Source organism: Lawsonibacter sp., from assembly GCF_022777125.1.
GTDB lineage: Bacteria > Bacillota > Clostridia > Oscillospirales > Oscillospiraceae > Lawsonibacter_A > Lawsonibacter_A hominis.
The window spans coordinates 1-9,890 of the sequence record NZ_JALFGV010000053.1 but is presented as its reverse complement, the minus strand read 5'-3'; the positions used below and the strand labels follow the sequence as shown (position 1 = coordinate 9,890).

The window sequence follows — 9,890 nt, the reverse complement described above, 5'->3', positions numbered from 1 at the left end:
CGCAAGCCACCCGTTATACGGGAGTGAACAAAGTAAATCCGGTTTTGGTATCTGCTATCAATTTGCTATCAAATGCCCCGTTTCCGCTTTAAGACCCCAGTGTTTTCAAGGCTTTGCGGGTTTTGTCAGTTATTCCCACTCGATGGTGGCGGGGGGCTTGGAGGTGATGTCGTAGACGATGCGGTTGATGCCCTTTACCTCGTTTACGATGCGGGTAGAGACCTTATCCAGCACATCATAGGGAATCCGCGCCCAATCCGCGGTCATGAAGTCCGAGGTCGTGACGCCCCGCAGGGCCAGGGTATAGTCGTAGGTCCGCCCGTCGCCCATGACGCCCACGCTGCGGGTATTGGTCAGCACGGCGAAGTACTGATTGACGTTCTTCTCCTCACCCGCGGCGGCGATCTCCTCCCGGAAGATGGCGTCCGCGTCCCGGAGGGTGTCCAGTTTCTCTTTGGTCAGGTCGCCGATGACCCGGATGGCAAGGCCGGGGCCCGGGAACGGCTGCCGCATGACCAGATATTCCGGCAGCCCCAGCTCCCGGCCCAGCTGGCGCACCTCGTCCTTGAACAGCAGGCGCAGCGGCTCGATGATCTCCTTGAAATCCACATAGTCCGGCAGACCGCCCACGTTATGGTGGGATTTGATCACGGCGGCGTCCCCCGCCCCCGACTCGATCACGTCGGGATAGATGGTGCCCTGGGCCAGGTAGTCCACGGCGCCGATTTTTTTTGCCTCTTCCTCAAAGACACGGATGAACTCCTCGCCGATGATCTTGCGCTTGTGTTCCGGCTCGGACACGCCTGCCAGCTTGATCAGAAAGCGGGTCTCCGCGTCCACCCGGACGAAATTCAGGTCCCATTTGGCAAAGGCGGCCTCCACCTCGTCCCCCTCGTTTTTGCGCATGAGGCCATGATCCACAAACACGCAGGTGAGCTGCCGGCCGATGGCCTCCGCCAACAGGGCCGCGCATACGGAGGAATCCACGCCGCCGGACAGCGCCAACAGTACCTTTCCCGAACCGACCTTTTCCCGAATGGCGGCCACCGAGGTCTTGAGGTAATCCCCCATGCTCCAGTCACCCGTGGCTCCGCAGACCTCATAGAGGAAATTGCGGATCATATCCAGGCCGTGCTCGGTATGGTTCACCTCCGGGTGGTACTGAACCCCATAGAACCCCCGCCTCTCGTCGGCGATGGCCACGTTGGGGCAGGCATCGGTATGGGCCACCAGAGCAAAGCCCTCGGGCACCTTTGCCATATAGTCCCCGTGGCTCATCCAGGAGACGCCGCAGTTGGGCAGGTCCCGGAAGAGACGGCAGTCCGGATCGTAGTAGGTCACGGTTTTTCCGTACTCCCGGGCGGAATCGGCCTGGGCGGCGGTGACCTGCCCGCCCAGGGTTTGGGCCATGAGCTGGCAGCCGTAGCAGATACCCAGCACGGGCACGCCCAGCGCAAAAATAGCCGGATCCACATGGGGCGCTTTTTCGTCGTAGACACTGTTGGGGCCGCCGGTAAAGATAAATCCGATGGGGTTTTGTGCCTTGAGCGCGTCCAGCGGCGTAGTATAGGGCTTGACCTCACAGTACACCCCGCACTCACGCACCCGGCGGGCGATCAATTGATTGTATTGACCGCCGAAATCCAGAACGATGATCAACTGGTGTTTCATCTTTTTTGCTCCTAAATCTCAGTGATATCGATGGGGCGCAGATCGGCGCTGCGTCCCTGGGTACGGACGGTGAGCATGGCCCGTGCGGTGTCGATGGCCGTGACACAGGCCACGGAATGCTCCACCGCGGAGCGGCGGATCTTGAAACCGTCGGTATCGTGCTTGCGGCCCCGGGTGGGGGTATTGATGACCAGGTCCACCGTTCCGGATGCGATCATATCCAGAATATTGGGGTGGGCCTCGGAGACCCGGGCCACCTTACGGGCGGGCACGCCCGCGGCGTTGAGCGCGTCGCAGGTACCGCTGGTGGCCAGGATCTCGATCTCCATATCCGCAAAGCCCCGGGCGATGCCCACGATCTCCCCCTTATCCTCGTCCTTGACGGTGATGATGATCCGGCCGCCCTTTTTGGGGGCCTTCATATTGGCGCCCTTGAAGGCCTTCAGCAGGGCCTGCGGGAAGGTCTCGGCCAGTCCCAGGCACTCGCCGGTGGACTTCATCTCAGGGCCCAGGCCGGTATCCACGTCGGTGAGCTTTTCAAACGAGAAAACCGGCATCTTGACGGCGTAATAGGCGGCCTCCGGGTAGAGCCCGGTGCCGTAGCCCAGGTCGCGGAGCCTGGCGCCCAGCATGACCTTGGTGGCCAGGTCGATGACGGGCACACCGGTGACTTTGGAGATATAGGGGATGGTGCGGGAGGAGCGGGGATTGACCTCGATGACATACACCTCGTCGTTGTAGAGGATGAACTGGATGTTCACCAGGCCGATGACCCCCAGGGCCTTCGCCAGATCCCGGGTATAGCACAGAATGGTCTGCTTGTGCTTTTCCTCAATGTGGATCGGCGGGTAAACGGAAATCGAGTCGCCGGAGTGAACGCCGGCCCGCTCGATATGCTCCATGATCCCGGGGACAAGCACATCCTCCCCGTCGAAGACGCCGTCCACCTCCACCTCCCTGCCCATCAGATACTTGTCCACCAGGATCGGGTGCTCCTGGGCCTGGAGGTTGATGATGCGCATGAATTCGGTGATATTGCGGTCGTTATAGGCGATCTCCATCCCCTGGCCGCCCAGCACATAGGAAGGGCGCACCAGCACCGGATACCCCACCTCGTGGGCGGCGGCCAGCGCCTCCTCAGTAGTGAAGACCGTTTTGCCCGCCGCCCGGGGAATGCCGCACGCCTGCAGGATCGCGTCAAAGCGTTCCCGGTCCTCGGCGGCATCGACGCCGTCGGCCGGGGTGCCCAGGATGGGCACGCCCATGTCGGTGAGCGCCTGGGCCAGCTTGATGGCGGTCTGGCCGCCGAACTGCACCACTGCGCCCCAGGGCTTTTCCAGTTCCACCACGGCCTCCACGTCCTCGGCGGTCAGCGGCTCGAAATAGAGCTTGTCCGCCACGTCGAAGTCGGTTGAGACGGTCTCGGGGTTGTTGTTGATGATAATGGTCTCGCACCCCAAACGCTTGAGGGCCCAGACCGAGTGGACCGAACAGTAGTCAAATTCGATGCCCTGTCCGATGCGGATGGGGCCGGAACCCAGGACCAGCACCTTGCGCTTGTCCGGGACCGCAGCGCCGGGGTCCTCTCCCGCCCCGCCGGCCTCCTCCGCCGGAAGCCGGTGGGCCTCCGGTGCGGCGGCGGCGAGATAGGGCGCTTCCGGAACCCCGGGGGCATACTCCCCCGCCTCAGGCAGACGCAGGGGCTGGCCGGCCTCGTTTTCTTCGTCGTAAGTGGAGTAGTAATAGGGGGTCTGCGCCTCAAACTCGGCGGCGCAGGTATCCACCATTTTAAAGGCGGGACGGATGCCGCAGCGCTCCCGCAGGGCCTTGATCTCCCGGCGCTCCCGGCCGGACAGGGCGGCGATCCAGGCGTCGGAGAAGCCCATCTCCTTGGCCGCGCGCAGGGTATCCGCGTCCAAATGGCCGTGATCCAGCTTGTCCTCCATGTCCACGATGTTCTGGAAACGATCCAAAAACCACAGGTCGTACTTGGTGATCTTGTTGATCTTCTCCGGCGAGAAGCCCCGGCGCAGCGCCTCGGCCACCACAAAGAGGCGCTGGTCGTCGATGTTCGCCAGCCGCTCCTCGATATCTTCCGTGTACAGCTCGTCCAGGCCCGGCATACGCAGGGATTTCACCGGCAGCTCCAGGCTGCGGATGGCCTTCATCAGCGCCCCTTCAAAGGAGTTGCCAATGGCCATGACCTCGCCGGTGGCCTTCATCTGGGTACCCAGGGTGCGGCTGGCGGTGGTGAACTTGTCGAAGGGCAGGCGCGGGATCTTCAGCACGCAGTAGTCCAGCGTGGGTTCGAAGCAGGCGGTCGTCTTTCCGGTCACGGCGTTGGGAATCTCGTCCAGCGTATAGCCCAGGGCGATCTTGGCGGCCACTTTTGCGATGGGATAGCCGGTGGCCTTGGAGGCCAGGGCGGAGGAGCGGGACACGCGGGGATTGACCTCGATGACCGCATACTCGTAGGAATCCGGGTTCAGGGCCAGTTGCACGTTGCACCCGCCTTCGATCTCCAGCGCGGAGATGATGTCCAGGGATGCGGTGCGCAGCATCTGATATTCCCGGTTGGCCAGCGTCTGCGTGGGGGCCACCACGATGGAGTCGCCGGTGTGCACGCCCACGGGGTCGATGTTCTCCATGGAGCAGATCTGGATCACATTTCCGGCGGAATCCCGCATGACCTCGAACTCGATCTCCTTCCAGCCGGAGATGCACCGCTCGATCAGCACCTGCCCCACCCGGGAGAGGTGGATGCCCCGGTCGGCGATCTCCCGCAGGCCGGGCTCGTCATAGGCGATGCCGCCTCCGGTGCCGCCCAGGGTGTAGGCCGGGCGGACAATGACCGGGTAGCCGATGGAAGCGGCAAAGGCCACCGCATCCTCCACGCTCTCCACCACGTCGCTCACCACGCAGGGCTGGCCGATGGCTTCCATGGCGTCCTTGAAGCCCTGCCGGTCCTCCGCCTTGCGGATGGATTCGGGCGAGGTGCCCAGCAGCCGTACGCCGTACTGCTGCAGGATCCCCTGCTCATGCAGGTTCATGGCCAAATTCAATCCGGTCTGCCCGCCCAGGGTGGGCAGGATGGAGTCGGGCCGCTCCTTCTGGATGACCTGTTCTACGGAGGCCAGGTTCAGCGGCTCGATATACACATGGTCGGCAATGTCCTTGTCGGTCATGATGGTGGCGGGGTTGGAGTTGACCAGCACCACCTCCACGCCCTCTTCCTTCAGGGCCCGGCAGGCCTGGGTGCCGGCATAGTCGAACTCCGCGGCCTGTCCGATGACGATGGGGCCGGAGCCCAGCACCAGCACCTTTTTGATCTTCGGATTCTTAGGCATTTCCCTTCGCCTCCTCCATCATGTCCACAAAGCGGTCGAACAGGTACTCCGTATCCCGGGGTCCCGGAGACGCCTCCGGATGGAACTGAACGGTAAAGCAGCGGGGGCGGTTGTAGCGCAGGCCCTCCACGCTGCCCTCGTTCACGTTTACATGGGACACCTGCGCCACAGACGGGTCCACGCTCTCGGCCGTGACCACGTAGCCGTGGTTTTGGCTGGTGATGAAGGCCCGTCCGGCGGCCAGATCCTTGACCGGGTGGTTGGCGCCCCGGTGGCCGAAGCGCATCTTCCGGGTGGCGGCTCCGGTGGCCAGGGCCAAAAGCTGGTGTCCCAGGCACACCGCGAAGAGCGGCAGGTTGGAATCATAGAGCTTGCGCACCTCGGTAATGATCTGCGCGTTATCCGCCGGGTCGCCGGGACCGTTGGAGAGCATGACTCCGTCGAAGCCGCCGGAGAGCACCGCGGCGGCGGGGGTGTGGGCGGGATATACCGTCACCTGACAGCCCCGCTGCTGAAGGCAGCGGATCATATTCTCCTTCACGCCGTAGTCCATCAGGGCAACCCGCAGCCGCTGTTCCCCCAGCGCGGGGTACACCTGGCTCTCCTTCCGGGTGACGGCCTCTACGGTCCCCTCCACCCGATAGGCACGGATACGCTGTAAACAGTCCTCTACATGAAAATGCTCCGCACAGGTGATCATGCCGTTCATGGTCCCCTGACTGCGGAGTATGCGGGTCAGGGCGCGGGTGTCCACGCCTTCGATCCCGGTGATATCATATTGTTTCAGATAAGCGTCAAGCTCTCCCTCACAGCGGAAGTTGCTGCCCCTGCGGGCCAGGTGCCGGACGATGAACGCCTCCGCCCAGGGACGGGAGGATTCATTGTCCTCGTGGTTGACGCCGTAATTACCGATGAGCGGATAGCTCATCACAATGCCCTGCCCGGCATAGGACGGATCGGTCAAAATCTCCTGATAGCCCGTCATAGAGGTATTGAACACCATCTCACAGACCCGGTCGGCCGTGGAGCCGATGCTCCTTCCCGTGAAGACTGCGCCGCTGGCCAGGATCAAAGTCGCCTTCATCTACGGTATCCCGCCTTTCGTTCCCACATTTTAATCTGTTCAATTTTATCTCAAATTTCCCCGACTGACAATCCTGTTTTTCCCCCTTTTTGCGCAAAAAATGAAAAACGTTGTTTTGGACAAAAGCGGGGGGCGCATCGCCCGTTTTCACAGGCAATGCGCCCCACAGGTCATGGATCAGGGCCCGTTCAGCCGCCGTTTTTCTCTTTCCTGCGCAGCAGGATTCCGCCCGCAAACAGGGCCGCGGACATGCTCAGGGCCACAGCGCCCAGTCCCCGGGCATCCGATTGCCGCACGCTGCCGGTCTGGGGCAGATCCCCTTGAGGCACCGGCGCTTCCGGGATATCTGCCGGCGCATCCGGCGCGGGCTCCAGCGGCGCGGGATCGTCAGGGATCTCCGTTTCGGGCGCGGGCGTCGGGGGGACGGAAGGCGCCGGCGACGGTGCGGCGGAAGGCGCGGGAGTCGGCGTCGCGGCAGGCGTGGGCCTCGGCGTGGGGGTCGGCTCCCAGGGGTCCCCGGAAGGAGTCGGGGCCGGTTCGTTCCACTTGGCATAAACAGTGATTTGAGAATCCTCCTCCGCGACAGCGCTGTTCCCACTAAACTTCCCTGCAAAGAGTTTATAAAGCGTCTCCCACGCTCCGGCGGCGGCCGCCGCTTCTGCCGCCTGCACATTCTCTTCCGTCACATAATACCAGCCGCCAAACATATAGCCGCTGTGGGCAGCGTCCTGCCCGTGGTATGCAGGTCTGCACCGTTAATGGTGTAGTCGCTCACCTCATAGCCCGCTGCCGCATCGGTGGCGGCACAGCCGATCTGCGTGCCATCATCCATGTTTTGAAACTGCTCCGGCGCGCCAGACTGTGCCGTACCGTTTGCCTGAATGGTTCCCTCCGTCGCGTCGTAATGGACTACAACCACAGCAGCCCAGACGAAATCGCTTCCGTCGTCATAGGCGGTAGTATAGTCATACGCCGCCTTTCCATTCGGATCGTAGACGTTGATGCTCTGATAAGGATTGGTGACCTTGAACAGGGTCAGTGCCGTACCATAGTCGTTGACGGGCGCCGCATAAACGGCGGTGGCGGGTTTCAGCAGGGTATCGTCCAGGTTCTCCTGAGGATTGAGCGTTGCGAACTCATACGTCCCGGACATATTCCGTCGGCTTCCATTCAGCGAGCCGCTGGTCACTATGGTCCGTCCAGCCACCGTATCCGCAGGATCGTCAAAAATGTCCCGTCCCGTTTCAAAGGCCGGATTGGAGGACACACGTACGATATTCGCGCCTGCCGCCAAATTCCAAACGGAGGGCAATTTGCTGCCGCTGCTGTTGTACAGAGACCAGGTCCCGACCGTAACGATACTTCCGGTCACGTTTACCGTCGCCTTGGCCGCAACGTCCGCCCAGTAACCGGAGTCTCCCGGCTTGACCGCATATCCGTAAAGTGACGTTCCGACCCCGCTTCCAGTCGCCTCAATGGTGGAGTCATGGATCTGCGTCCCGGACGTTACCTGAAAGCGGATGCCCGCTCCGCCGTTTCCATTGGCCGCAACAGCGCTGTTTTGTGTAATGTTTGTCTGTGCGGCCCCAACATTGGTCTTTGTGATGTTCAGGCCAAGATACCGGTTGCCGCTGCAAGTAAGCTGAGCGTTCTCAGCGTCAAGCGCCACATTGGTCGCTCCGTGGGAGCCGTTTCCGCTGACCGAACCGCCGGAAGCAGACAGTACCAGTCCCATATTGTTGATACCGATGGCCCTATTTCCATCACAGTTAAACGTGCTGTTGCCGGAGGCGTCGATCCTCCATCGCGACATATCGCCCTGCCCTGTGATCCCATTGCGCCGGTTCCCATTGCAGGACAGCGCCGCCCCATGGGTCAGCTCGATCCGCAGCCTGGATACCGACGTATTATCACAGGAATAAATCTCATCCCAGCCGGTGCTCTCATCAAAGTGAGCGGCTGCCGCATCCACATGGAGTGTCAGATAGCCTGTAGTGGCATAGAGCGCCCCCCAGTTCCCGGTGCTGCCCAGGACAGCGCCGCCGGACACGTTGACGGCAGCCTCCCCGGTTCCGGCAACAAAGATACCGGAACCGGTCGCGCCATGGCCCTGCCCTCCGGTCACACCGTCCCCCTCTTCCATGCCGCCACCCCAGTAGTCGGCGCTGCCGCTGGATGGATGGTCCGTCTGGTGACAATTTCGGATCGTAAGCAATGCTCCGCCGCCAACGTTCAGTTCGGCGGGATTGGAGCTGCCGCCGATTCCAAGCTTGATGGCCATATTGTAGTCGCTCAGCGTCAGGCTGGTATTGACATTCAGGCTTCCGTGCTTGATCAGGATACCGGTGTAGTAGTCCCCGTAATAAAAACCGTTCTCAGAACCGATCCCATCCAGAACCTGCCCCTGCAGCACAGCTCCGTCCGATTGGACCGTCACATCAGCCCCATTGTCAATGATTAAGTGAAAGTGCTCATAAACCCCGCTGAGGGAAATTGCCGCATCCCTTGTCAGCCGGATGGATTTGTAGGTATTTTCCACTCCGTAGTTTCCGGGCTGTACCGTAATTACGCCCTCGGCCTGTGCCACCGCAGCGTCGATTTCCGCCTGGCCCATATCGGCGGTAATCGTATACGCTCCGCGGACCGCCAAAAGGGCGTTCAGCACGCGCTCTGCATCCGCCAGCTTTTCCAATAGCGCTTCGGAAACTTGAGACTGCTGCTCCGCCGTCATTACGCTGTATGCGGCACGGGCCGCCTGGATGGCCGGGCGATCGTCCAAAGTCACCGCGTCCGCCCCGGGCAGGGCGGCCAGCAGCTCTTCCACCGCGGCCACCGCAGCCGCAGCGGCAAAACGCTGTTCCAGAGCCGTAAGGGTATCCAAATGGGTCACAGGCGCTTTCTGCGCGCCGGTCAGCGCGTCATAGGCCGCGCGGGCAGCCTGGACATCTTCCTCCGTGCTCTCGCCGGTCAGCGCGGCGATCCGGTCGGAGACCGCCTTCGCAGCAGCCTGATCCTCCGCGCTGGGCTCCGTCAAGGCGTCCCCCTTACACCGAGCGGGATCCGCCTGGCATACAGGGCACGCTCCATTGGGCGCCTCCTCGGTACAGCGGGTCTCGCAGGTGCAGGACGCGGGCGTTTCCGTCCCCTGGCACCCGCTCACATCGGACGCACACACGGGGCACTCCGCATTTGGGGTCTTTTCCGTGCACTTTTCAGTGCAGAGGCACTTATCCTCCTGCGCGGCAGGCTTTCCTTTTGAAGCGGTTTTGTGTCTGCCGTTGGCAAACACAAAACCGGGGTACCCCGGTTCGCCCTTTTGGCCCATGGCAAGCCCGGATACGCTTTGCCCCGCTCCCAGATTCGGCTTTGTGATTCTACCTAAATATATAGTCCGTTTCGGTTATAGTTCGGTCACATTCTTAAATTTTTCTTCTTCCGCCGGCAGGCATAGCCGCCGGAAAAACGGCCAAACTAACACGTGCCCTGCAGAATATTTTAAGCCTGGAGGTCGTTTCGATGGTCATCGCCTTTTTACGTACCGTTATCCTCTATCTGCTCATCATCGCCGGGATCCGCCTGATGGGCAAGCGTCAGGTAGGCGAGCTGGAGCCGTCCGAACTGGTGCTCGCGCTCATCATTGCCGACCTGGCCGCCGTGCCCATGCAGGATTTCGGTATTCCCCTGCTCACCGGCATCATCCCTATCCTTACGCTGCTGTGCATCACCATGGCGCTGTCCGTGCTCACCATGAAAAACGTCAAATTCCGGGCCATTGTCTGCGGGCGGCC

Annotated in this window: 6 protein-coding genes and 1 pseudogene; 1 reads left to right on the top strand and 6 read right to left on the bottom strand. The window is 61.7% G+C overall.

The annotated features are described in order from the left end of the window. Positions 1–129: 129 nt before the first annotated feature. The 6 genes from guaA to MR825_RS04365 all read right to left on the bottom strand — a co-directional run bounded on the left by guaA (position 130) and on the right by MR825_RS04365 (position 9,136). Entirely contained in the window at positions 130–1,671 is a 1,542-nt protein-coding gene (gene guaA / locus MR825_RS04390; protein WP_186907271.1) for a glutamine-hydrolyzing GMP synthase, read from the bottom strand. A gap of 11 nt (positions 1,672–1,682) precedes the next feature. Then, a complete protein-coding gene (gene carB, locus MR825_RS04385) occupies positions 1,683–5,018 on the bottom strand; it encodes a carbamoyl-phosphate synthase large subunit (protein ID WP_287879105.1) in 3,336 nt (1,111 codons plus the stop codon). Continuing rightward, positions 5,011–6,102 (bottom strand): carbamoyl phosphate synthase small subunit, encoded by a 1,092-nt coding sequence (locus MR825_RS04380; RefSeq protein ID WP_186907269.1) that lies wholly within the window; start codon positions 6,100–6,102, stop codon positions 5,011–5,013. Before MR825_RS04380 ends, carB begins: the two co-directional genes overlap by 8 nt. Positions 6,103–6,290: 188 nt before the next feature. Further along, the gene (locus MR825_RS04375; RefSeq protein WP_186907268.1) at positions 6,291–6,431 is read right to left on the bottom strand and encodes an LPXTG cell wall anchor domain-containing protein; all 141 of its coding nucleotides are present in this window, start codon (positions 6,429–6,431) and stop codon (positions 6,291–6,293) included. A 58-nt stretch (positions 6,432–6,489) separates the two neighbouring features. Beyond that, positions 6,490–6,648, bottom strand: coding sequence for a hypothetical protein (locus MR825_RS04370; protein WP_186907267.1), 159 nt, complete (start codon positions 6,646–6,648; stop codon positions 6,490–6,492). A 136-nt stretch (positions 6,649–6,784) separates the two neighbouring features. After that, the gene (locus MR825_RS04365) at positions 6,785–9,136 is read right to left on the bottom strand and encodes a hypothetical protein (RefSeq protein ID WP_287879101.1); all 2,352 of its coding nucleotides are present in this window, start codon (positions 9,134–9,136) and stop codon (positions 6,785–6,787) included. 482 nt (positions 9,137–9,618) lie between these two features. On the opposite strand from MR825_RS04365, the pseudogene MR825_RS04360 reads away from it, so the two are divergent. Then, positions 9,619–9,890 (top strand): annotated as a pseudogene (locus MR825_RS04360) (hypothetical protein); the annotation flags it as partial.

Coding starts and splice junctions, on each gene's coding strand:
- guaA (WP_186907271.1), bottom strand. CDS start 1,671: ATGAAACACCAGTTGATCATCGTTCTGGATTTCGGCGGTCAATACAAT.
- carB (WP_287879105.1), bottom strand. CDS start 5,018: ATGCCTAAGAATCCGAAGATCAAAAAGGTGCTGGTGCTGGGCTCCGGC.
- MR825_RS04380 (WP_186907269.1), bottom strand. CDS start 6,102: ATGAAGGCGACTTTGATCCTGGCCAGCGGCGCAGTCTTCACGGGAAGG.